This window comes from Rhodovastum atsumiense, from assembly GCF_937425535.1.
Lineage (GTDB): Bacteria > Pseudomonadota > Alphaproteobacteria > Acetobacterales > Acetobacteraceae > Rhodovastum > Rhodovastum atsumiense.
Window position 1 is genome coordinate 87,668 of the sequence record NZ_OW485601.1, and the last position, 22,333, is coordinate 110,000.

Consider the following 22,333-nt stretch of genomic DNA (forward strand, 5'->3'; position numbering starts at 1 on the left):
TCCACCCGCGCACGGCATCGGCGCCGGCGTGGCCGCAACCCGCCACGCGTTCCCGCCACCTTCATGGCGATGCCGCGGCACGGCGTCAGTCTTTGCCGACGACATCGCCGAGCTTGTCCCAGAACTGCAGCGGCAGTTCCTGTCCCATCATCAGCGCCCCCGCCGCACCGTCGAAATCGGCGTCACGCGCGACGGTCACCTTGACATCGCCATAGGCGCGCAGACGGTGAGCGATCATTCCGGCAAGCCCGGTGATGCGCGACCCGCCCCCGGCGAGGAGGATGTTCTGCAGAAGCTTCGGCAGATCGTCAGGGGGAAAGCGCCTGATCAGGACATCCGCCGCCTCGACGACATCGGGAACGATGGCCTCGCAGGCCTGGCGTATTTCCTCGGTGATGTCGCACTGGACCGGCAGGCCATTGGCGCGCAGTTCCACCCGGATCGGATCGCGCGGCGTCTCGCCCACGAAGGCATGGGCCTCCTTGATCGTGCGCGCCGTGGTCTGGCTGACCCGCACATCCGGATAGCGCTGGATGATCGCCTCGGCCAACAGGGTATCGATGTAGTTGCCGGCCTTGTTGATGGTGGCCTGGTCGTCCGGCGATGGAATCATGCCCTTGAGCACGCAAATGTCCACCGTCCCGCCTCCGATGTCGATGACCATTGCATTGACCAGTTTGCCATAATGATAGGCCACCAGGAATGGTTGGGAAATCACCACTGCCGCATTGACGAGTTCCTTGGCGATCTGCAGGACCGCCGACCGGTTGCCCAGGCTCGCGCGGGCGGGCACGCCGATCACGGCGCGGATCTCCTGGCCCGGCTGGGGGGCGGTGGCGTCCACGGCAAATTTGAGGATCTGCCGGGCCGCCACGAGATCCTGTGGATTGGCCTCGTTGATCACGCCATCCTTCAGGGGATAGCGCAATTCCAGAAACGATTGCTTCTCGAGCACATCGTCGCCAACGGCGAAGGGCGCGCCCAGCAGGCGAACGCCGATCACATCCCGCGGATAGCCAACCACGGAGTGGAATATTTTGCGTTCACCGCGACTGGAAACAACCGACGTGCGCGAGGTGCCAAGGTCGATGCCGAGGATCAGCCGGCTTGCCTCATCTCCCGTGGCCTTGCCTGACTCGCCAGCCGCATCCCGGGTGGCAATGTCGGTCTGTTCATCACTCATGGCGACATCCTCCTAAGGTTCCTGTCGGATGCGCGGGGCGGTCGGAATCGGCTCATCCGAACGAGAGCACCGGCGCAGGCACCCGACGCGCCTTGCGGCGAGGGGCAAGGCAGGACTGCAGGAATGGCGGTCGGGGCGGACCGCCGGCTTCTCCCGGGCGGGGCCCGGGACGGCAAGGCGCGGTGCGGGCGAACATCAGCGCCGGACGGAATGCGGGGGGCTGACGCAGCGGTCCGGAGGCAGGCCGCGACGAAGATGCGGACGACATCTCCGAAACGTCACCGGACGCAGTCAGGCCGAAGCTTGGCGTCTGTTCCTTCTGTCGCATGCTGGATCGTGGTGGGCCGGACGGCCCGTCACGCGCCGCCGGGGGGAGCGGCTCATGTCGGCCTCCCAGGCGGCTGCGGCGATGCCGGGCGCTCCCTTGGATGGTGAGAGGACTTCCCGGGCTTGCCACGCATCTCCCCGCGCCAGCCCTCGCGGCCCGGCTTCTTCCCCGGCGCTTTCGGGGCCCCTGCCCCGGACAGGACCGCCCTGGCGCCTTCGGCGATGCTGATGCCGATGCCCCGGATCAGGGCCAAGGCGTTGTGCAGGCCGTGATCGACTGTCATCGCCATGCCCCGGAGCATGCCCTCGACAGGGATCCGACGCACAGGGAGGGACTTGCGCGTCCCACCCGACGGATACGACGACCGCACCCGGGACGCCGGGGGCCCCTTGCGGGTCGGCTTCACCCCATTGCTCCGCGACCGTGCGCGGGAAGCCGGCGCCGCTGGCCGGGCCGCCGTCCCATCTTCCACGGGGCGTACAGCCACCTCCGCTGCCATCGCCACGGCTTTCGCCACCGGCCCGGCCGTGGGGACCTCCGGTGATGGATGAACCTCTTCCGCCACGTCCTCCGATGCGGACGCCGCCGTCGCCTCGGCTTCAGGCGCCGACCCGGCCGTGGGGACCTCCGGCGGTGGTTGAACCTCTTCCGCCACTTCCTCCGATGCGGACGCCGCCGTCGCCTCGGCTTCAGGCGCCGCCCCGGCCGTGGAGACCTCCGCCGTTACCTCTTCCGGAACAGATGCCGCCGTCGCCGTCCCGTCTTCCACGAGCGGTACAGCTTCCTCCGCTGCCACCGCCACGGCTTCCGCCACCGGCCCGGCCGTGGGGACCTCCGGCGGTGGTTGAACCTCTTCCGCCACTTCCTCCGATGCGGACGCCGCCGTCGCCTCGGCTTCAGGCGCCGACCCGGCCGTGGAGACCTCCGCCGTTACCTCTTCCGGGACAGATGCCGCCGTCGCCGTCCCGTCTTCCACGAGCGTTACAGCTTCCTCCGCCGCCACCGCCACGGCTTCGGGCACCGGTTCGACATCCGGCGTCACCTCTTCCGGTTCAGGCGCCGCTCTTGCCTCGGCCTCAGGCAACGGGACGGGCATGGTGGGCTCCGGTGACACCGCGCCCTCCGTCACGGCCGCTTCCCCTGGCCCTGACGCCGCCACGGCATTGCCGTCTTCCGGGGATGACGCGGGCCCCTCCGCCGGCTCGGGCGGCATCGCCTCCGCCTCGACGGCCGGAGATGCCGCCGCATGATCGGTCGCCGTGGCAGGAAGGGGGGCTGGCTCTGTCGGAGGCGGCCCCGCACTCACTGCCGCACGAAGAGGGGGCAGCGCGCATAAAAGGGCCAGTTCCGCGTCGGACAACGGCGATTGCACGGTCTCGCGCCGGCGCACCGCGGCCTGTTGCGGCGGCCCGGAGGCAGCCCCGGCCGGATCGTCCTTGTTGCCGGTGTTGCCGCCCCCCTCGTCCGTGGACGCCGACGTGGCGGCCAGCACATCGGCCCAGCTCTGCGCCTGCAATCCGGCCGCCGGACCAGCTTCCGTGGCGGCGGCAACCGCCTCCTGTGACGCGACAGGCTCCACGGGGCCGGAATCCTGGTCTTCCTCCCGGGACATCGACTCAGCCCCGGCCTCCGGCTCGCCATCGGTCAACCCGGGCTCCGGTTCCACCTCGGCTCTCCGTTCAGAGGCACCCGAAGCGAGATCGGGAGGCAACATCCTGGCCCTTTTCCGTTTTGCCATCGTTATCCTCGTGCCGGATTATAGTCTTTGCTGAAGACAATCCAACTACCAAGATAATACGATAGCTGCATCACGCAGTCGTATATTATGGCATTACAACGAAAAACTCCCGATTGTTGCGCGCCATGCGCATCGGTATCTCGACCTTTCCGGTCTGCGCCTGGATGGCCTGGTTGGCCTGGGCCGCGGACGCAGTCGGCCACCCCCCGATTTCAAGCACGATGTCGCCCGCCTGCAGGCCAATCCGCTGGGCCGGGGAGCCGGCCACCACTTCAGCGATCACGGCCCCCTGCAACCGGGACCCTGCCGGCGCCCCGGGCGGCAGGAACGGGGCAAAGGTTTCGATTTCCAGGCCCTTCCAACTGAACTCCGTCGGCACCTTCGGCGCCGGAGCGGCAACCGCAGGGCCGGTTCCGGCAACCGGCATCGACAGGGGCGCCCCCGGCCGGGACATCACCGGCAGGCGCAGCTCCTGACGCGTGCCCCCCTGCACCACGGACAGACGCAGCCCCTCGCCGGCCCGGCAGCGCTGCACCATGGCCCACAGATCCCGCGGGGCGCGGATGCGCCGGCCATTGACCTTCTCGATCACCATCCCGGCCTGCAAACCGGCATCGGCCGCTTCCGTCCCCGGCGTCACCTCCGTCACCGCCACCCCCTTGCCTTCGGGTTGCGCCAGCTGCGGCGCCATCGCCGCGGTGACCGGCAGGATGGCGGCCCCCAGGACACGTATCCCCCCGCCCCCCGCCCCGGCCGGCTCGCCCGCGGCGGGCAGGGACGGCATGGCCACGTTCAGGGCCGCGCTGGCCGGAGGCCGGGCAAAGCTGACGCCGCCCCCCGCCACCGGCCTGCCCTGGGCCGCCGCCCCGGGACGGGGAATGATCTGGTGGCAGATGGCGCAGTCCATGGTCTCGCGCCCATCGCGGTGCAGCGGCGTCACCCCGGCCAGGATCGGCGGCCCGGCCATGCCGACGCCAGGCCGGGGCGCCGGCCCGGGCAAGGCGGCAGGCACCCCGACCGCCGTGGCCGCGGCCTCAGGCAGCCGGTCCAGCTCATCGAGCAGAAACCGACGGGCCTGGTTGCTGGGAATGGCAAAGCCAACCCCGGAAAAGGCACCGGTGGGCGTGTAGATGGCGGTGTTGACCCCGATCACCTCGCCGGCGCGGTTGACCAGCGGCCCGCCGGAATTGCCCTGGTTGATCGCGGCATCGGTCTGCAGCAGGTCCCGATGCGTGGTCCCCTCGATCACCAGCGATTTGCGCCTGGCGGAGACGATGCCGCGGCTGACCGTCATGTCCAGGCCGAAGGGGCTGCCGATGGCGATCACCTCCTCGGCGATCCTGACCTGGTCGCTGTCGCCGAGCACGACCGGCACCAGCGGCGCCTGGGGCTGCACCTTGACCAGCGCCAGATCCACCGAGGCATCGAGCTTGATCACCTCGGCCGGATAGCGCACGGCCCCGGTCTCGTCGAACACGGTCACGACCATGGCGTTGCCGCCGCGCACGACATGGTAGTTGGTCAGGATGTAGCCGTCGTTGCGCACCACCATGCCGGTGCCGATGCTGTCGAGCATCGCGCCCACGGTCGGCGTGGCGAACTGCAACGCACCGTCGGGGGGCGAAGCCGGCACGGCGTCCTTCGCGGCAGGCGCCGGATCCACCGGCACGCCGGCGACCCGCCCGGCCATGATATCCGGCTGCGCCCGCCCGATCGCGACGATGCTGCCGCGCAACTGCGCCGCGATCGTCGCGAAATCCCCAGGCGTCCCGGCGAAAGCCACCGGCCTTGCCATCACCTCGGCGCGGCGCCCCTGGCCGGGCTCCGCCAATGGTGCCGGCGGCCCGGCCAGCGGTGCCGGTCCCGCGCCCGCGCCCGCGCCCGCGGCGGGCCGCGCAACAGGTCCGCCCCGCCCGGCGGCAAAGCCCGGAGGCCCGGGGGTCCGAAGCTGGTACCAGGCCATTCCGACGAGCGTGCAAACCACCACGAACGCCATGAGGAACAGGTATTTCCTTAATCCACGGGCACAGTCCTTCGGAGTCTGCTCGTTGTCCTCGATGTCGATATCGGTCTCGTCGGGTGCCATCTGCGTCTGCCTGACAGCTCCTCATTGGGCCTGGTGCCCGCCCTCACGGGGGCAGCTCACCGGGGCAACCCTCCACGCCGGCCGCCGCGCGCCCGGCAGGATCAGAGCGATTCGTGGCGCGCCGCCGACAGGCCCGCCGCCAGCGCCAGGACGCCGAATGCCACCAGGAGCAGCGGCAGCACGCCACGGATCAGTTCGACCACCGACCACCACCAGGCACTCAGTCCCGCCAGCCCGAGGGCAATCGCGAGCAATCCAATCATGATACTTGGCATTCCTGTCCCTCCCTTGACACCTAGGCCCGACCACCGTTCAGGAAACGGCCGCGCGCATCGACGTCCGGGCCGAATTCCTCCATCCCCTCGTCGCCACCGGCACGGGCGGGACCCTCCACGATGGCGGCACCGCGATGGCGGTATGAGAGGAACAGCGCATAGGCCACCACCAGCAGATTGCCGCATCCCGCGAACACGAAGGGCGCATAAGGCCCGACCGCATCGAAGAGGATGCCGCCGACCTGCAGGATGATCACCAGGCCGATTCCGCCCATCACATTGAGCAGCCCCATCACGGCGCCGCGCAGGTCGTCGGGGGCCAGATCGAAAGCCAGGATATCCGGCGCCAGCAACGCCCCGGCCTGGCCCAGCGCCATCACCACCATCGGCACGAAGACGTACCAGCCGAACGGCGTGACCACGAAGCCCATCGCCACGAAACCAGCGCCGGAGACGGCCAGGGCAACGATGATGGCATTGACCCGGCCGAGGCGCTGGATCAACTGCCCCCACAGCAATGTGGTCACCATCACCACCAGCCCCACCAGCCCGATCATCCTGCCGGCATGGGCCGCGGCGGCGGCCTGGTCCAGCCCCACCAGATCGGCGAAATAGATCGTCCACAACATGAAAAAAAGGCCGATCAATATGATATCGCTGCGCGAGAACAGCGCGGCGGCGAAGGCGATCCGCAATCGCGGCTCCTGCTGCAACAGGAGCCGGATGCTGCGCCATGGCAGCGCTTGCCCGTGGCGCCGGGGCGCCACGTCGGCCAGGAACCGGCTGGCCAGCATCGCCCCGATCGCCCCGATCGCGCCGTTCAGCAGCATGACGGGGACGATCCCGGCATGGCCGGGAAGCTGCATCAGCACCGCGAACACCAGCGTGCTGCCGAATGCCATCATGAAGGCGGCATTGGCCATCTGCTGCGGCCGGTTCTGGTATGTGGTGAAGTCACCGGCCAGGGTTGCCAGTTGGGGCCAGACCGCACTGCTGCCGATCGCCATCACGATCCGGGCGAAGTAGTAGAGCACGAGACCGCCGATACCGATCAGTGCCCCCAGTTCGCGACTGAACGGCGCCAGCACGCCCCCCACGGCCCCGACCAGGAAGCCCACCACCACGATCGGCACCCGGCCAAAGCGATCGGACAGGACGCCGAGATAACCGATCACCACCAGGGTCAGGACTTCGGTGACGACCTGGACATTCGCATTGATCACGCCGGCGCTGCTGAAGGAAATGCCGAGGACGTTGCGCAAGTACAGCGGCTGCATGGCCGTGGCCAGGGTCATGAACAGCATGGTGATGGCCGCCAGCAGATAAAGCGCGTTCCAGCGATGCGGGGCGATCACCATGCCGGAGCCTGCCGTGCGGGATCCGGCCATCGCGTCATGCGTGGATCACAGCCGCGCCGCGAGACCATAGATGAACGGCAGCCGCCAGGCCTTTTCCAGCAGCACCGAGATCAGCCCGATCGCCGAGAGCAGCATGATCACCATGCTCGAAAAACTGAAGAACCAGCGCCCGATTCCCGGCAGGCTGAGCGCGAAGATCGCCAGCACGCCCCACATCCACAGCACCAGGCCCTGCCGGGCATGAAACTGGACGAATTCGTCGTCACGGCTGAACAGCAAGGGCACGAAGCACAGGATTCCAAGATAGCTCAGGGCTGCCAGAAGCCGGGACCGCAAGCCGCCTGACGTCCCGATCGAAGCGGAATCCATGTCTGCTCCTCCTCATGAGGGAATATGCCCAGGCGCCGGCACGCCCTTTGACTCACCCGGCGCCCTCGGGGACATATTCATTATGATTTTCCAACGATTTTGCAGCATGACGGCTTTTGCAGAGTGTGTAGGCCGCAGCTGCCCCCAGCCCGACCAGTGCCAGCGGCCCCCAGACACCCAGGCCGATCCCCAGACCAAGGCAGAGTCCCTTGCCCCCGAGCCATGGGGCCCCGGCCACGACACCCTTGGCAATCGCCCCCTTGGTCATTGCCGCCTTGGCTGTGCCATGCGTCATCCTACCGGCCGAGGCCAGCGGTCCCGCCATTTCGATCATTGCTGCAACGCCTTCCGACGCACCCTTGCCCGGTGCGAACCCGGCGACGAAAGCCCCTGCCGGCGTTCCACCCCGGACATCACACTCAATGCAGATCTCGTTGCCAGCCGCATTACCAGATCGGATATTCTGGCAAAACGTATTTCTATTCTATCACCGTCCAGATTTTATCAAAACGTCTTCAACAAAATCAAGATAGTCACCAAATAATCAAAAATATACTACGCCACATTTAATATAACAGTTGCGGGGCGCTTCGCAAAATTTCATCACCGCGAAACCAATGAGATAGCAAGGGCTTTATTACGGCGCCGCACTCAACAGAGCTGTATTGCCAAAATATATTTCTATTTCTCCTCATTATCATGCATATGCTAGGCGATAATCGCACCAAGATAATAACGCTGATGAAGAATGATTATTTCGTCCGATTAAAATTCTACCGAAAGCATCAAATAGAGATCCCGCCAACAAGATGTCACATATATCAAATCTGAACACGCATTACATTGAACCACTCACACCAGCGCGGAACTAAGCTCGACTTTCGCCATTTTCGGGATGCTCGCTGCGGCTGACGGATGGGGTCACTTGAAGGCGACGCGATCCAGAAGCCGGTTGTCGAGAGCGTCACGGTAGACCTCGGCGGCGAAGCGGCTTTCGTCGGCTGCGCCTGCCTGATCCGACCGGCATGAGACCTGCCCGCCGGTGACCAGCTTGTCGATAGTCTGCTGCTGCACCGGCACGATCAAGCCATTGGTCATGGCGAAGCAGTCTGGCTGCAAGATCCGGGCGGCGAATACCCAGCCGTTTGCAACGCTCGCCTGCATGCCTTCGTCGATCAGCCACAGCGCGGATCCATTCCGAAGATCGCTCACCATGAGGCCGGTGACGTCGTGGCGGCGCTCGACACGCCAAAGCGAGAAGCGGGCCAGACGCAATGCCTCGAGCGTGAGTGCCTCATCGGAACCGACCGGCAGCGGGGTGGCACGCGCGTAGCGGTCGATGGCGCGCGAACGACCTGCCCTGGCAGTGTAAAGAGCAAACTCGTAGAGCACCGAGAGCTCCTTGACGTCGTCGACAACCAGCGATGGCCCGGCCCGCATTCCCAGGCGCCGCGCCTGGTCGAGCATCGTGTCCGCGGCCAGGAACCGCAGCGCGGCCCTGTGATGGTCGGTAGTGATCGCGCGCAGGCGGCGATACCGATGGAGGATTTCCCGGCGTGTCATTCCTGCCTCCCGAGGCGACAAGCTCACGCAACGCGACCGGCGCGACAGGACGGCGCAACGCCGGTGACCCGATTTTGAGAGACGCCGGGATTCCCCGCCAGCCCGTCTGTGCCGAAGCTTGCCAGCGCGTCGTACGGGGAGAACCAGATGTCGGCAACTGACGCCGGGGGGTTCGCAGCAGGCAGGCTGGGAACCTGGATGCAGCCATTCGAGGCGGCGTTCACCGCGCCGACCTGGCAGCGCGTGCTGGTCCTGGTGGCGGGCGCGATCCTCGTCCCGGGTCGGCGGACGATCGCGTCCGTGCTGCGCGTCATGGGACTGGGCCAGGTCCGACGCTTCAGCAACTACCACCGCGTGCTGAGCCGCAACACATGGTCCGACCGCTGGTTGTCTGGCTGCCTGCTCCGCCTCCTCGTCGACACCTTCGTCCCGAAGGGCGAGCCGGTCGTGATCGGCCCCGACGACACGATCGAGCGGCGATGGGGGATCAAAATCAAGGCACGTGGCATTTACCGCGATCCGGTACGCTCCTCACGCGGCCATTTCGTCAAGGCGAGCGGCCTGCGCTGGCTTTCGTTCATGGTGCTGCCTGAGATCCCGTGGGCCGGGCGCGTCTGGGCGCTGCCATTCCTGACCATCTTGGCCCCCTCGCTGCGGTATTGGCAGACGCACAGGCCGGGAGAGCGCCAGTACAAAAAGCTCACCGATTGGGCGCGGCAGGGTCTGATCCAGGCGGCCCTCTGGCTCCCGGACCGGCGCGTCATCGGCGTCGGCGACGCCAGCTTCGCTGCCATCGAGCTGCTCAACGACGTGCGCCCTTGGGTCACCATGATCACCCGCCTGCGGCTCGACGCCGGACTTTACCACCCACCACCGCGGCGAAGGCCCGGCCAGCGCGGGCGCCCGCGCCTCGTCGGCAAGCGCCAACCCACATTGAAGCAACGCCTCGCCAACCCGAGAACACGCTGGTGTCCTCTGCAGGTGACCGGATGGTATGGTCGTGGCGAAAGAACCCTCGAGATCGTCTCCGGCACCGCCCTATGGCACAAGCCCGGCCACCGCGTTCCGATCCGCTACGTCCTGGTGCGCGACCCGAAGGGCAAACTCGAGCCGCAAGCGTTCCTCTGCACCGACCTCCAGGCTGATCCGCTCGACATCCTCCGTTGGTTTGTTCGCCGCTGGTCGGTCGAGGTCACTTTTTCCGAGGTCCGTCGTCACCTCGGCGTCGAAACCCAACGGCAGTGGTCCGACCTGGCGATCGCCCGTACCACGCCGTTCCTGCTCAGCTTGTTTTCGCTGGTCACGCTGTGGGCCAATAACCTGTACGCCACGCGCCCACCTGCGGTTCGGCTCGCGAGCTGGTACCGGAAATCACTGCCAACCTTCAGCGACGCCCTTGCCGCCGTGCGGCGGCAGCTATGGACTCATGGCAATTTACGAGGGTCCCGGCAGATGTTCGATCCGACAAAAATTCCTGCAGCCACACTCAACACCTTGATAGACTTGGCCTGCTACGCCGCTTGAAATGGCGAATGTCCAGCTAAGGCTACACACCTTTATCGGTGATTCGTCACTCATAGAACGAATGCGCATGCATCAAAAGTTTGTAGAAAATTTGCCACATTAGGTTTTGATCACGTTATATTATATTAACTGCATAAATTAGAACCCGACCAACGCTCGAATTGAACAAAGCACATAATTGACCCTCACGCGATATTAACAATTAACTGGGATAACTTCTGATAGATATTGACTTTCCAATGAAATTGTTCTTCCTTAATTTCCGCTGAACCTACCGGCTCATGATCCGACACGGCTGCGAACGCATGCAGATCGTGAAATCACCAGTTTTGGGCAACACCCCCCAGACTGAAGCCGAGGAGAACAATAACGATGGCCACCCCTCAAACGGCGGCTGCAGCAGCCGTACCTCCGGTCGGCGAAGTGGAAAATGAGGTTGCCCGCCAGATGGCGGCCGCAAAAGGAACCGGCGGCGCTAATATCGCGGGTGCAAAAATAGCTGGCACCAAGACATTGGGGGGGGCCGCCGGCAAAGGCGCCACCATTGTCGCCGGCAAGGGCACCGGGCTGGTCGGCCATGCCGCGGCACCGGGAGGATCGGCGCTGACCGGCGCCAAGGCCCTGGCCACCGGCGGCACGATCTGGACCGGAAAGGGACTGAGCCTCGGATTGGGGATCGGCCTCGGGGCCATGGGCCCGCTGCTGGTCCTGGCCGGGGGAGCCGCCATCGTCTATGGCTGCGTCCAATACTACAAGCAGCGCGAACAGCATGCGGAACCGGGCGAGGAAGGCGAAGAGCTGAACGATGCCTTCTCCGATGACGAACCCACGCTGTCCCGGAGCTGAACCATGATCCCGGGTGAGGAGGATGCCGAACCAACGGCAGCGACCCGGCCCATACTTCTGGCGATCATGAGCTATCTGGGCATTCTCTGCTTCATCCCGCTCCTGTTCGGAAACCGCTCTCCCTTCGTTCAGTTCCACGCACGCCAGGGCCTGGTAATCTGGGCGTGGGGCGTGCTTGCCCTGATGGCTTTGTCGTTGCCCGGATTCGGCGGCTGGTTCTTCCACTTTTCCGCCAACCTGATCCTGATCCTGTCGGTCGCCGGCGTGATTTCGGTTCTGTTGGGAAAAACCTGGAAGTTTCCCCTGATTTACGATCTGGCTGCGAAGTTGTGACGCTTTCGCGCCGGGCTCACCGGGGTGGTCGGGAGGTTGTTGCGAATGAAAATTCCTTGCAGGCAGACCTCGATCGAGGCCAGGCGGAATGCCGGATCTTTCCGCCTCGCTCTCTTCCGTCCCGCCGCCCCGTAAGGACCTTCCACGATGTCATGGTTCAATCGTGATGCCCGGGAATTACCAACATTGTTGCCGCTGCCTTTGACCCTGGCCGACCTCGAGCCGGGTCAACACGGCGTCGTACTCGGCATCACCAGGGAAAATGAAACATTGAAGCGCCGGTTGACCGCGCTTGGAATGATCCGCGGCGCCGAGATCGTGCTCGACTGGGTCGCGCCGATGGGCAATCCCTGCGCCTACAGGTTGCGGGGCTATCGCCTGTCGCTGCGCAACGAAGACGCCCGGAACGTGCTGTTGTCGGCCGCGTGGCAGCCGGTGCCCCGCCCGCACACGCCCCGCCTGCACAGGCCCTGACCGCCACGACGATCGGGTACCGCCAGCGCGTTTCCTGCATGCGGTCATGAGGAGTCCATGGACGGCGGGGCTGCATCCATCACTGTTTCCCTCACCGGCAATCCCAACAGCGGCAAGACCGCGTTGTTCAACCACCTGACCCGCGCGCGCGGGATGGTGGCCAATTACCCGCGGGTGACGGTGACGCCGCTTGCGAGCAGGCTGCGGCACTGCGGCCTGACGCTGCGCGTGGTCGATCTGCCGGGGCTTTACACCCTCAATGGCCGCCTGCCGGAAGAGCGCGCCGCCTGCGAGGCCATCGAGCGTGACCGGCCGGATGTGGTGGTCAACGTGCTCGATGCCGCCAATCTGCGGCGCAGCCTGTTCCTGAGCCTGCAACTGCTGGAAATGGGACGGCCCTGCGTGTTCGCGCTGAACATGTGCGACGAGGCGCGCGGCCGCGGCATCATCATCGACACCGCCGCCCTGGCAGCAGCGCTGGGCGGACCGGTGGTGGAAACCATCGCCGTCATCGGCGCCGGCACGCCGGAAGTGCTCGACGCCGTCATGGCGGTGGCCGGACAGCCGCCGTCGGCACCGGCCACGCCGGTCCATTATCCCCCTGCCCTCGAAGCCGCCATCGACCGCATCGCCGCCACGGTGGCCGAGCTCCATCCCACCTCACTGGGGCGGCAGGAAAGCCGCTGGCTGGCGGTCAAGCTGCTGGAAGGCGACAGCGCCCTGCTGGAGCGCGAAGGCGACCATCCCGCGCTGATCGCCCTGGTGCGCGATCTCTGTGCCGCCATGGAGCGGGAGCAGGGCGAGGAATGCGCCGCGATGATCGCCCATGCCCGCTTCCGCTGGATCGACGAGACGCTGCAACAGGTCGAGCGCACCACCGCAACACCGCCACCCTTCGCCCACCTGGCCCAGTATCTCGACCGCCTGCTGCTGCACCGGTGGTGGAGCCTGCCGATCCTCGCCATGCTGATGTGGATGATGTTCCAGGCGACCTTCACCCTGGGCGCGATCCCGAGCGGCTGGATCAGCGATGCGGTGCAGGGGACGACCGGCCTGGTGGAAGACGTCCTGCCGCCCGGCCGGCTGCACGACCTGATCTGCAACGGCATCCTCGCCGGAATCGGCGGAACCATCGTGTTCCTGCCCAACATCGTCATCCTGTTCTTCTTCATGGCGGTGCTGAGCGAGACCGGCTACCTGGCCCGGATCGCCTTCCTGCTCGACCGGGCCATGCGGGCCTTCGGCCTGCACGGTAAGGCCATGATCCCCCTGATCATGGGATTCGGCTGCAACGCCACCGCGGTCATGGCGACGCGCACCATCGAGACGCCACGCTCCCGCCTGATCGCCATCCTGGCCGCCCCCTATGTCAGTTGCTCGGCCCGGCTGCCGGTATTCGTGCTGTTCGCCGGCAGCTTCTTCGATCGCTGGGCGGGAAGCGTGGTGTTCGCGCTCTATGGCCTGAGCATGCTGGTCTCGCTGGGGGCCGCGGTGATGTTCGATCGCCTGATCGTGGCAGGCGAAGCGGAGAGCTTCACCATGGAACTGCCCCCGTACCGACGCCCGGCCCTGGCGGTGCTGGGCTACCAGGTCTGGGACAGCGCGCTCGATTTCCTGCGCAAGGTCGGGGGCGTGATCGTGATCGGGGCGGTGGCGATCTGGTTCCTGCAGCAATATCCGACCGTGCCGGAATCCGTCTCCGGCCAGGCGCGCTTCGCCACGACCTATCTCGGCCGGATCGCCGCGGCGATCTCCCCGGTGCTCGCACCTCTGGGATTCGGCCAGACCGATACCGTGGCCATCCTCACCGGCCTGGTCGCCAAGGAAACCGTGGTCAGCACCTTCGCCGTGCTGAACGCCCAGGAAAAGGGATCGGACGGGCTGCGCCAGGCCATCAGCCACAGCATGTCGCCGGCCACGGCGCTCGCCTTCATGGTCTTCGTGCTGCTCTATACGCCGTGCCTGACCACGCTCGCGGTGATCCGCCGGGAATCGGGAAGCTGGCGCTGGGCCGGCCTCTCGCTGGCGGCCTCGCTGGTGATCGCCTGGACGCTGGCCTTCGCCGCCAGCACCATCGGAGGATGGATTTTGCCATGATGTCGCAATCCTGGTGGGACGTGGCCGGGCTGACGGTGATCGGCCTGGGATGCCTGGGCCTGATCCTGCGCCGGTTGCGGTTGATCTTCCTGACCTCGCGCGCCAATGGCTGCGCCCGCGGTTGCGGCTGCGCGAAAGCCTGCGGCACCGCCAGAACCATGCCGGGTCGGCCCGACCAGGCCTGACGCCCCGGTGGTGCCAGGACGCCTGGCAAGCACGTCCCTTGGAAAGTCTGCAGCGTGAAACAGGAGAAACTGATCAGTGTGACAATGCTCGCGGTGGCTACGCTGGTGGTGATCGGCGTCGGGACCCAGGGCTTCGGCTGGTTCCGGCGTGCGACGGACCCATCGGCACAGGGAACCGCCTCCGATCTGCTGGGCGGCGGTCTGGGCCTCGAGGGGCTGCGGCGCGCCGTGCCGGTTGCCGCGGTCAACGCCACGCCCCCGGTCATGGCGGCGGCAGTTCCCGTTCCGGTGGCCCTGCCGCTTGATCCGGACGTCACGCCATCGTCCCAGGTCGCGCCCAACTACCTTCCCGCCACGGTGCAACTGTTCGAAGTGCACTGGCAGGGACTGGATGGGCGCGAGCTGACCGCCGAGCTGCGCCGGAAGCTGCGTTACCCCCAGGGACTGGAGGGAATCCTGGTGGGTGAAGTGACGCTCACGGCGGCACGGGCCGGCCTGCTCGGGGGCGATGTCATCATCGCCGTCGCCGGCCAGCCGGTCACCACGCTCGCCGGCTTCCAGGACGCGACCCGTGCCATTGCCAACCTGAAGCAGACGACAGTGACGTTCCTCCGCAAGACCCGGTCGACAGAGCCGGCGAGCAACCGCTTCACGATGGTCCGGCAGACGCTGATGATCGTCGGCGACCGGGAGCTGGGATTCGCCCAGGCGGAAGGGGCCCCGATGATCAAGGCCGGGGATCCCAGGCCCCATGCCAGCCGCGGCCCCTGCACCCAGTGCCACAACATCGGCACCGGCTTCGAACTGCGCCCCGACCCCGACCTGATCACCTTGCCGCCGCCGCCGATCTCCTCGCGTCTCGCTGCCGGCAGCAATCGCCCCCACGAGGATCGCGGCCCCTGCGAGGCCTGCCACGTGATCACCCGGTGACGACGCCCGCCCAGACGAGGGAGCCCATGAGCCCAAAGATACCATTTCCCGATGCCGTCGGTCTTTATTGGGACTACTCCTCGACGCTGGTGAGCCGGTGGACCAACCACCTGATCGCCGGATTCCAGTCGGCCTTCTCCATCGATGACGACACCCGCTTTGCCTATTACCGCCAACGGGGCATCGAGCACGCCAGGGAAGGCAGGTTCGCCCGTGCCTTGCCGCTGCTGGACGTCGTGGCCGGGATCCAGCCCGAAGATGCGACCATCATGTTGTACCGCGGCCTGTGCCTGCTGCGCCTCGGCAGCAAGGAGGCGGGAATGGCGTTGCTGGAAGAGGCCCGGACACGGGCAGGCAGCGATCCCGCCATCGCCAAGATCCTCGGCATTGCCTATGCGCAGATCGAGGAGCACGAGCGCGCTTTGCCGCTGCTGGCGTTGGCTGCGGAAGTTTTCCCCGACAATTTCAGCGTGCAGTTTCGCCTGGGATCGACCCTGGACAAGCTCGGCCGGTACGCCGAGGCAATCCCCGGCTTCGAGCGCGCCCTGCAGTTGCGGCCCTATGCGGTGAAGGTGATGCGCCGCCTCGCCTATGCCCATGAGCAGCTCGGAGAACGGGAAAAGGCCATGAGCTATTTCAGTCAGGCCGACCGGCTTGATGACACCAGGACCGATTGAGAGGCCGCCGTCCCGGCATGCCCGACGCATCTGGAACCTGAACCATGGCAAAACCTCCCCCGGACCCATCGAACGACGACACGTTCGGGATCCAGTTGCATCGCCTCCAGCGTTCCGAGCGGCTGCTGTCCGAACTCTATCGCCCCCCCGCCAAGCGGCCGCAGCGCCCGGTCCGTTGGGTGCGGACGCTGCTGGTCATCTCGCTGATCACCGTCTCCGTCGCGGTGAGCGTCGTGTATTACATGATCAATTCCTTCATCACCCTGCGGGAGGAAACGCTCTCCCGCTCGGCCAATCTCGATGCGGCCCTGCAGCGGCGCAGCAACCTGCTCGCCAATCTGGTCAAGCTCACGCTCAATCATGCGGCGCTGGAGCATGCGGTTTTCTCGCACACCGCCGAGATGCGCACGGAACTCGCCAGGAACGGCCAGTTGCCCGAAGCCATCGTCGAAGCGCTCATCCGCGAAGGCAGCAAATCGACCGCCGTGCCGACAGCCCCTTCCCCCGGCTCTGACAAGCCCGATGATCCGGGTCATGCCAACTGGCCGGACATCCTGAAAACCCTTTCCGGGGACAAGGGGCTCGAAGGGATGATGGGCCGCCTGCTGGCGATGGCCGAGCAATATCCCAACATCCAGTCTTCGGAAACCTACAAGCAGCTCATGACCGCGCTGGTGGAGATGGAGGACCGGATCACCGAACGCCGGATCGAATTCAATAGCGCGCTCCGCCAGTACAACACGGCAGTGACGTCGTTTCCCTGGCGCTACCTGGCCATGGCGGGCAATTTCCGGCGGATCGAGTACAACCAAGCGACAGCATCCGCGATGACCGCAACGGAGATCACACCCGAGCTGTTCCAGCAACTGGTCCCGCTGGTACGCACCATGGGGGATCGCAAATGATCTGGACAGTCGTTTTACGCAGCGGAGCGGTTGCACCCATGATCTGGACAGCGGTGTTGCGCGGCGGCGCGGTCGCATCCCTCGCGCTGGCGGTCTTCGAACTTTACGACCAGTTCTATCGCGAGATCCGTCCGAACCGGATCTATTCCGTGGATGAAGCCGCCCGGCTGCTGCGCCTGGAGCGAAGATCCCTGGTTCGGCTGATCCGGCAAGGGACGATCCCCGGCATGAAGGTCAGCGGCCATTACCGTGTCCTGGGACAAAGCCTGTTGGATTTCCTCAAGCGATGACAAGCAACCAGTGCAGGGCCTGTGGGGATCGCGTGGTCTGGTGGGGCATGTCCGCGAACGCCACATTGATGGTGTTCAAGGGCGTGCTGGGCCTGGTCAGCGGCAGTGCCGCGCTGGTCGCCGACGCGATGCATTCCGCGGCCGACGTGGTCGCCGATTGGGTGACCCTGGCCAGCGTCTGGGTCTCGAAGCGGCAGCCCGGGGAGAACTATCCGTACGGCCTTGGCAACATCCAGTTCATTTCATCGGCCGTGGTGGGCCTGATCCTGTTCGTCGGCTCGGTGGCATGGATCTACGAATCCTTCGGCAAGATCGTCAGCGGCACGCAGGAGGCGCCGTCACTGCTGGCAGTGGTGGGCGCGCTGGTATCGATCGTGACCAACGAGATCATGTATCGTTACGAGGCCTGTGCCGGCCGCAAGAACAACAGCCCGGCCCTGATCGCGGTGGCCTGGGACAATCGTTCCGATGCCATCTCCTCGGTCGGCGTGCTGATCGGCATTGTCGTCGCGATCCTTGGCTTCCCTATTGCAGATGCCGTCGCCGCGATCTTCGTCGCCCTGATGGTCGCCAAGATCGGGCTCGACCTGAACGTCTCGGCCGTCAGGGGGCTGATGGACTCCTCGCTGGACCCCCAGACGCTGCGGACGGTTCATCGCCTGACCGCGGCGACACCGCATGTGCAGGGCATCCGCTTCATCCGGGGTCGCAACATCGGCCAGGACATCCATCTTGAAATCAATGTCTACCTCGATGCCGAGTGCAGGGTCTTCGAGTCGGATTTCATTTGTTCGGCCATTCGCGACAAGGTTTTCGCGACTGTCGAGCATGTGCGGGAGGTGCGCGTCGGCGTGACGCCTGCACCGGTACGCCGGACGACCAGGATCGCGAAGGCCCTGCCGGGGAGCGTGCCATGAAGGCCGAGAAACTGGTTCTCCTGGTCGGGGCCGCCCTGGGCATCGCCGTGCTGCTGGCGGCGGTGATCGTCAGCGACGACGTGCTGGACGACGACCCGGACTTCGATCCCTCCGGCCGGCTGATCGCCGAGGCGGTCGGGGCCGGAGCCGGGGTCGGCACGCCTGGCCTCAATGCGCCCCAGTTGCCCGCCGAGGCGGCCGCCGGCGCGCAGATGCAGACGGTGGCCATGCAGGGCCTGGTGCCGTTCTCCACGGCCCGCACGGAGCGCTTTTCCGGGCGCGTGGTCGAGGTCAACACGCTGGGGAGCGATATCGGCTGGGGACAGGTCCATGTGCAGATCGTCGACGAGGCCCGGCGCGACACGTCCCTGGTGTCGCTGGCGCCGACCTGGTTCCTGCTGCACCTTGGCTGCACCGTGGCGCCCAATGACCGCATCTCGGGCCTGGCGTTCCGCTTCGATGCGGTCGGCCCCGATGTTCCGATCTACGCGCGCAGCGTCAGCGTGAACGGGCGTCCCTGCCAACTGCGTTCGGATGAAGGGATTGCCTTGTGGTCCAATCGGCTTGGACAGCCTCGGTGATCCCAAGGGAAGGAGTTGGCTGGCTTCGGCTGACGGGCTCGGCTTTCGGCAAGGCAGTCCAGCAGCACTGGCAACGACACCAAGGCTGGCTGACGGTTTCGCTCGTTACCGGGCTGATGATCGTGATGGTGGGGCTGTTTTTCTTCACGTTCGGCCGAGCGATCTTCAGCCCGCCCCGGGACGAGTCATTGCGGGTCATCAGCGGTGGATACCTCGGTACCCTGCCCCACCCGGTCGACCCCGCGCTGTTCGACCCGGTCCTGCGCCTGTTCCATCAGGACGCCGATTACAAGCTGATGAGGATTCGTCGCATCCCACCGGTCCAGGCAGGATCCGGAATGCCGCATCCCTATGTTGGCCCCTGCACCAACTGTCATCTTTATGTCGGAGGGCCAGGTCCGGGATCGCAATACAAGACACCGGTCGGTGCGATCATTGAAGAACTGTCACGGCTGCACAAACTGGGCCCGCCGATCTGGCCCGATGCCCGGATGCCTCATCCGCCAGCCGGTCGCTGCATCAAGTGCCACGACATCGTCGTGAAACAACCCATCGATCCGAACGTGAGCCATTTCATCTGGCAATACTGACAGGGATGGGCGCAAACGCGAACCGCCGCCGACGCGTGTGCGTTGGCGGCGGTTGGAGTGGTGGTTGCGGGGATAGGATTTGAACCTATGACCTTCAGGTTATGAGCCTGACGAGCTACCGGGCTGCTCCACCCCGCGGTGAAGCTGTCGACTGAGGGGTGTATGGGTATTGTTGGTGTGGTGGGGTCAGGGTGGGTTTGAAGACCTGGCGGCGACCTACTCTCCCGCGTCTTAGGACGCAGTACCATGGGCGCTGGGGTATTTCACGGCCGAGTTCGGGATGGGATCGGGTGGGGGGACCCCGCCAGAGCCACCAGGTCGTCAAACCCACCCTGATTGTGTGTGTCAGGGTGTGGGGGCAGGTTCTGGTGTTTGCGTCGGTGTGTGTGCGTGGTGAGGCCTGAGTGGCGGTTGGTGTGGATGACTGCTGTGCGTGATGGGGGAGATGATCGAGCCTGTTGGGCGATTAGGACCGGTTAGCTGAGCGCGTTGCCGCGCGTATACATCCGGCCTATCGACGTGCTGGTCTTGCACGGCCCTCGGGGAGACCTGGTTTTGAGGGAAGTTTCCCGCTTAGATGCTTTCAGCGGTTATCTTGTCCGCACATAGCTACCCGGCGGTGCCGCTGGCGCGACAACCGGTTCACCAGAGGTGCGTCCATCCCGGTCCTCTCGTACTAGGGACAGCTCCTCGCAAGTCTCCTTCACCCACGGCAGATAGGGACCGAACTGTCTCACGACGTTCTAAACCCAGCTCACGTACCACTTTAATCGGCGAACAGCCGAACCCTTGGGACCTGCTCCAGCCCCAGGATGTGATGAGCCGACATCGAGGTGCCAAACCTCCCCGTCGATGTGGACTCTTGGGGGAGATCAGCCTGTTATCCCTAGAGTACCTTTTATCCGTTGAGCGATGGCCCTTCCACGCGGGACCACCGGATCACTATGGCCGACTTTCGTCTCTGCTCGAGCTGTCGCTCTCGCAGTCAGGCGGGCTTATGCCATTGCACTCAGCAGCCGATGTCCGACCGGCCTGAGCCCACCATCGCGCGCCTCCGTTACCATTTGGGAGGCGACCGCCCCAGTCAAACTGCCTGCCATGCAGGGTCCCGGATCGGGCTGACCGATCGCGGTTAGACATCAGAAGCGCCCAGGGTGGTATTTCAAGGTTGGCTCCGCCGAAGCTGGCGCCCCGGTTTCAAAGCCTCCCACCTATCCTACACAGTGCTCTCCTAATGCCACTGCAAAGCTGCAGTAAAGGTTCATAGGGTCTTTCCGTCTGACCGCGGGTACCCCGCATCTTCACGGGGAATTCAATTTCGCTGAGCCGATGCCGGAGACAGTGGGGAAGTCGTTACGCCATTCGTGCAGGTCGGAACTTACCCGACAAGGAATTTCGCTACCTTAGGACCGTTATAGTTACGGCCGCCGTTTACCGGGGCTTCAATTCAGTGCTCGCACACCTCCTCTTAACCTTCCGGCACCGGGCAGGCGTCAGACCCTATACGTCGTCTCTCGACTTCGCAGAGCCCTGTGTTTTTACTAAACAGTCGCTACCCCCTGGTCTGTGCCACCCGACCATGGTTGCCCACAGCCGGGTCCCGCTTATCCCGAAGTTACGCGGGCAATTTGCCTAGTTCCTTCGACATCGTTCTCTCAAGCGCCTTGGTATACTCTACCAGTCCACCTGTGTCGGTTTCGGGTACGGTCTATACGCTGGAGCTGTTTCCCGGGATGTTCCGGCCGCAGGGACAATCCGATAAGCCCCCACCACGTTTCACATCCGTCACTTCCAGCAGGCCCAGGAATTTTAACCTGGTTCCCATCGACTACGGCTCTCGCCCTCGCCTTAGGGGCCGGCTCACCCTGCGCGGATTAACCTTGCGCAGGAACCCTTGGACTTTCGGCGACAGTGTTTCTCACACTGTTTGTCGCTACTCATGTCAGCATTCGCACTTCCGATACCTCCAGGAGGGGTCACCCCACTCCCTTCGCAGGCCTACGGAACGCTCCGCTACCGCGCAGATTGCTCTGCACCCGCAGCTTCGGCACGTGGCTTGAGCCCCGTTACATTTTCGGCGCAGGATTTCTATTAGACCAGTGAGCTATTACGCTTTCTTTAAAGGATGGCTGCTTCTAAGCCAACCTCCTGGTTGTTTTGGAATTCCCACATCCTTTCCCACTTAGCCACGATTTGGGGGCCTTAGCTGGCGGTCTGGGCTGTTTCCCTCTCGACGATGGACCTTAGCACCCACCGTCTGTCTGCCGCGCTGCACTCCTCGGTATTCGGAGTTTGGTTAGGTTTGGTAAGTCTTTGGGACCCCCTAGCCCATCCAGTGCTCTACCCCCGAGGGTGATCACACGACGATCTACCTCAATAGATTTCGCGGAGAACCAGCTATTTCCGAGTTTGATTGGCCTTTCACCCCTAGCCACAGCTCATCCCCGACTTTTTCAACAGGCGTGGGTTCGGCCCTCCAGTGGGTGTTACCCCACCTTCAGCCTGGCCATGGCTAGATCACTCGGTTTCGGGTCTTCTGCCCGCGACTGAACGCCCTGTTCAGACTCGCTTTCGCTGCGCCTACGCCTATCGGCTTAAGCTTGCCGCGAACAGAAACTCGCTGACCCATTATACAAAAGGTACGCCGTCACCGCAGATGCGGCTCCGACTGCTTGTAGGCATTCGGTTTCAGGTCTATTTCACTCCCCTCATCGGGGTGCTTTTCACCTTTCCCTCACGGTACTTGTTCGCTATCGGTCACCAGGGAGTATTTAGGCTTGGAGGGTGGTCCCCCCATGTTCAGACAGGATTTCACGTGTCCCGCCTTACTCAAGGACCCAACGATCTAAACGCATACGGGGCTATCACCCGCTCTGGCCGGCCTTTCCAGACCCTTCTGCTTACAATCGCCAGGCCACTGGCCTGTTCCGCGTTCGCTCGCCACTACTAGCGGAATCTCTGTTGATGTCTTTTCCTCCGGGTACTGAGATGTTTCAGTTCCCCGGGTTTGCCTCCTGAACCTATGGATTCAGTTCAGGATACCCCTAAGGGTGGGTTTCCCCATTCGGATATCCACGGATCAAC

General features: G+C 64.8%; 21 protein-coding genes, 1 tRNA gene and 2 rRNA genes (1 of these 24 only partly in view). 13 read left to right on the forward strand and 11 right to left on the reverse strand.

Annotated elements, in window-relative coordinates; all coding sequences use genetic code 11:
- Nucleotides 1-85: 85 nt before the first annotated feature.
- From mamK to NBY65_RS00415, 8 genes are all read right to left on the reverse strand, one after another.
- Nucleotides 86-1,183 carry a MamK family actin-like protein gene (gene mamK / locus NBY65_RS00380; protein WP_150042964.1) on the reverse strand — a complete coding sequence of 366 codons (1,098 nt, stop codon included), beginning with the start codon at nt 1,181-1,183 and terminating at the stop codon, nt 86-88.
- Between the two features lie 380 nt (nt 1,184-1,563).
- On the reverse strand, nt 1,564-3,177 hold the full coding sequence (locus NBY65_RS00385; RefSeq protein WP_150042965.1) for a hypothetical protein: 1,614 nt from the start codon (nt 3,175-3,177) through the stop codon (nt 1,564-1,566).
- Nucleotides 3,178-3,334: 157 nt separating this feature from the next.
- Nucleotides 3,335-5,335, reverse strand: a complete 2,001-nt coding sequence (locus NBY65_RS00390) for a trypsin-like peptidase domain-containing protein (protein WP_150042966.1) — start codon at nt 5,333-5,335, stop codon at nt 3,335-3,337.
- A 101-nt stretch (nt 5,336-5,436) separates the two neighbouring features.
- Entirely contained in the window at nt 5,437-5,598 is a 162-nt protein-coding gene (locus NBY65_RS00395) for a hypothetical protein (protein WP_162530721.1), read from the reverse strand.
- Between the two features lie 32 nt (nt 5,599-5,630).
- Nucleotides 5,631-6,998 (reverse strand): magnetosome biogenesis transporter MamH, encoded by a 1,368-nt coding sequence (gene mamH / locus NBY65_RS00400; RefSeq protein WP_150042967.1) that lies wholly within the window; start codon nt 6,996-6,998, stop codon nt 5,631-5,633.
- Between the two features lie 15 nt (nt 6,999-7,013).
- On the reverse strand, nt 7,014-7,337 hold the full coding sequence (locus NBY65_RS00405; RefSeq protein WP_150042968.1) for a hypothetical protein: 324 nt from the start codon (nt 7,335-7,337) through the stop codon (nt 7,014-7,016).
- A 52-nt stretch (nt 7,338-7,389) separates the two neighbouring features.
- A complete protein-coding gene (locus tag NBY65_RS00410) occupies nt 7,390-7,671 on the reverse strand; it encodes a hypothetical protein (protein WP_150042969.1) in 282 nt (93 codons plus the stop codon).
- Nucleotides 7,672-8,258: 587 nt separating this feature from the next.
- Entirely contained in the window at nt 8,259-8,900 is a 642-nt protein-coding gene (locus NBY65_RS00415; protein ID WP_150045837.1) for a hypothetical protein, read from the reverse strand.
- 147 nt (nt 8,901-9,047) lie between these two features.
- Here NBY65_RS00415 and NBY65_RS00420 point away from each other — a divergent pair, with 147 nt between their 5' ends.
- The 13 genes from NBY65_RS00420 to NBY65_RS00480 all read left to right on the forward strand — a co-directional run bounded on the left by NBY65_RS00420 (nt 9,048) and on the right by NBY65_RS00480 (nt 19,249).
- Nucleotides 9,048-10,424 (forward strand): IS701 family transposase, encoded by a 1,377-nt coding sequence (locus tag NBY65_RS00420; RefSeq protein ID WP_150045838.1) that lies wholly within the window; start codon nt 9,048-9,050, stop codon nt 10,422-10,424.
- A gap of 372 nt (nt 10,425-10,796) precedes the next feature.
- Entirely contained in the window at nt 10,797-11,270 is a 474-nt protein-coding gene (locus tag NBY65_RS00425; RefSeq protein WP_250265607.1) for a magnetic particle specific iron-binding protein, read from the forward strand.
- A gap of 3 nt (nt 11,271-11,273) precedes the next feature.
- The gene (locus tag NBY65_RS00430) at nt 11,274-11,603 is read left to right on the forward strand and encodes a hypothetical protein (protein ID WP_150045738.1); all 330 of its coding nucleotides are present in this window, start codon (nt 11,274-11,276) and stop codon (nt 11,601-11,603) included.
- A 186-nt stretch (nt 11,604-11,789) separates the two neighbouring features.
- Complete coding sequence (locus NBY65_RS00435; protein ID WP_162530919.1) at nt 11,790-12,077, forward strand: FeoA family protein; 288 nt, start codon at nt 11,790-11,792, stop codon at nt 12,075-12,077.
- Nucleotides 12,078-12,134: 57 nt separating this feature from the next.
- Nucleotides 12,135-14,174 (forward strand): ferrous iron transport protein B, encoded by a 2,040-nt coding sequence (gene feoB / locus NBY65_RS00440; protein ID WP_150045740.1) that lies wholly within the window; start codon nt 12,135-12,137, stop codon nt 14,172-14,174.
- The gene (locus tag NBY65_RS00445) at nt 14,171-14,359 is read left to right on the forward strand and encodes a hypothetical protein (RefSeq protein WP_150045741.1); all 189 of its coding nucleotides are present in this window, start codon (nt 14,171-14,173) and stop codon (nt 14,357-14,359) included. Before feoB ends, NBY65_RS00445 begins: the two co-directional genes overlap by 4 nt.
- A gap of 54 nt (nt 14,360-14,413) precedes the next feature.
- Entirely contained in the window at nt 14,414-15,289 is an 876-nt protein-coding gene (gene mamP, locus NBY65_RS00450; RefSeq protein WP_150045742.1) for a magnetosome magnetite formation protein MamP, read from the forward strand.
- A gap of 26 nt (nt 15,290-15,315) precedes the next feature.
- Nucleotides 15,316-15,966 carry a tetratricopeptide repeat protein gene (locus tag NBY65_RS00455; protein ID WP_150045743.1) on the forward strand — a complete coding sequence of 217 codons (651 nt, stop codon included), beginning with the start codon at nt 15,316-15,318 and terminating at the stop codon, nt 15,964-15,966.
- 44 nt (nt 15,967-16,010) lie between these two features.
- Nucleotides 16,011-16,871 carry a LemA family protein gene (locus NBY65_RS00460; RefSeq protein WP_150045744.1) on the forward strand — a complete coding sequence of 287 codons (861 nt, stop codon included), beginning with the start codon at nt 16,011-16,013 and terminating at the stop codon, nt 16,869-16,871.
- A 38-nt stretch (nt 16,872-16,909) separates the two neighbouring features.
- The gene (locus tag NBY65_RS00465; RefSeq protein WP_162530920.1) at nt 16,910-17,161 is read left to right on the forward strand and encodes a helix-turn-helix domain-containing protein; all 252 of its coding nucleotides are present in this window, start codon (nt 16,910-16,912) and stop codon (nt 17,159-17,161) included.
- Nucleotides 17,158-18,078 carry a magnetosome biogenesis CDF transporter MamB gene (mamB, locus tag NBY65_RS00470; protein ID WP_150045746.1) on the forward strand — a complete coding sequence of 307 codons (921 nt, stop codon included), beginning with the start codon at nt 17,158-17,160 and terminating at the stop codon, nt 18,076-18,078. Before NBY65_RS00465 ends, mamB begins: the two co-directional genes overlap by 4 nt.
- Entirely contained in the window at nt 18,075-18,659 is a 585-nt protein-coding gene (locus NBY65_RS00475; RefSeq protein ID WP_150045747.1) for a hypothetical protein, read from the forward strand. The genes mamB and NBY65_RS00475 overlap by 4 nt, the downstream gene beginning before the upstream one ends.
- The gene (locus NBY65_RS00480) at nt 18,656-19,249 is read left to right on the forward strand and encodes a magnetochrome domain-containing protein (protein WP_150045748.1); all 594 of its coding nucleotides are present in this window, start codon (nt 18,656-18,658) and stop codon (nt 19,247-19,249) included. Before NBY65_RS00475 ends, NBY65_RS00480 begins: the two co-directional genes overlap by 4 nt.
- Before the next feature lie 61 nt (nt 19,250-19,310).
- Here the strand turns inward: NBY65_RS00480 and NBY65_RS00485 are convergent.
- The 3 genes from NBY65_RS00485 to NBY65_RS00495 all read right to left on the reverse strand — a co-directional run.
- Nucleotides 19,311-19,387: transfer RNA gene (locus NBY65_RS00485), tRNA-Met, on the reverse strand.
- Between the two features lie 65 nt (nt 19,388-19,452).
- Nucleotides 19,453-19,567: ribosomal RNA gene (gene rrf, locus NBY65_RS00490) — 5S ribosomal RNA — on the reverse strand.
- 127 nt (nt 19,568-19,694) lie between these two features.
- A 23S ribosomal RNA gene (locus NBY65_RS00495) occupies nt 19,695-22,333 on the reverse strand (it continues 98 nt past the right edge of the window).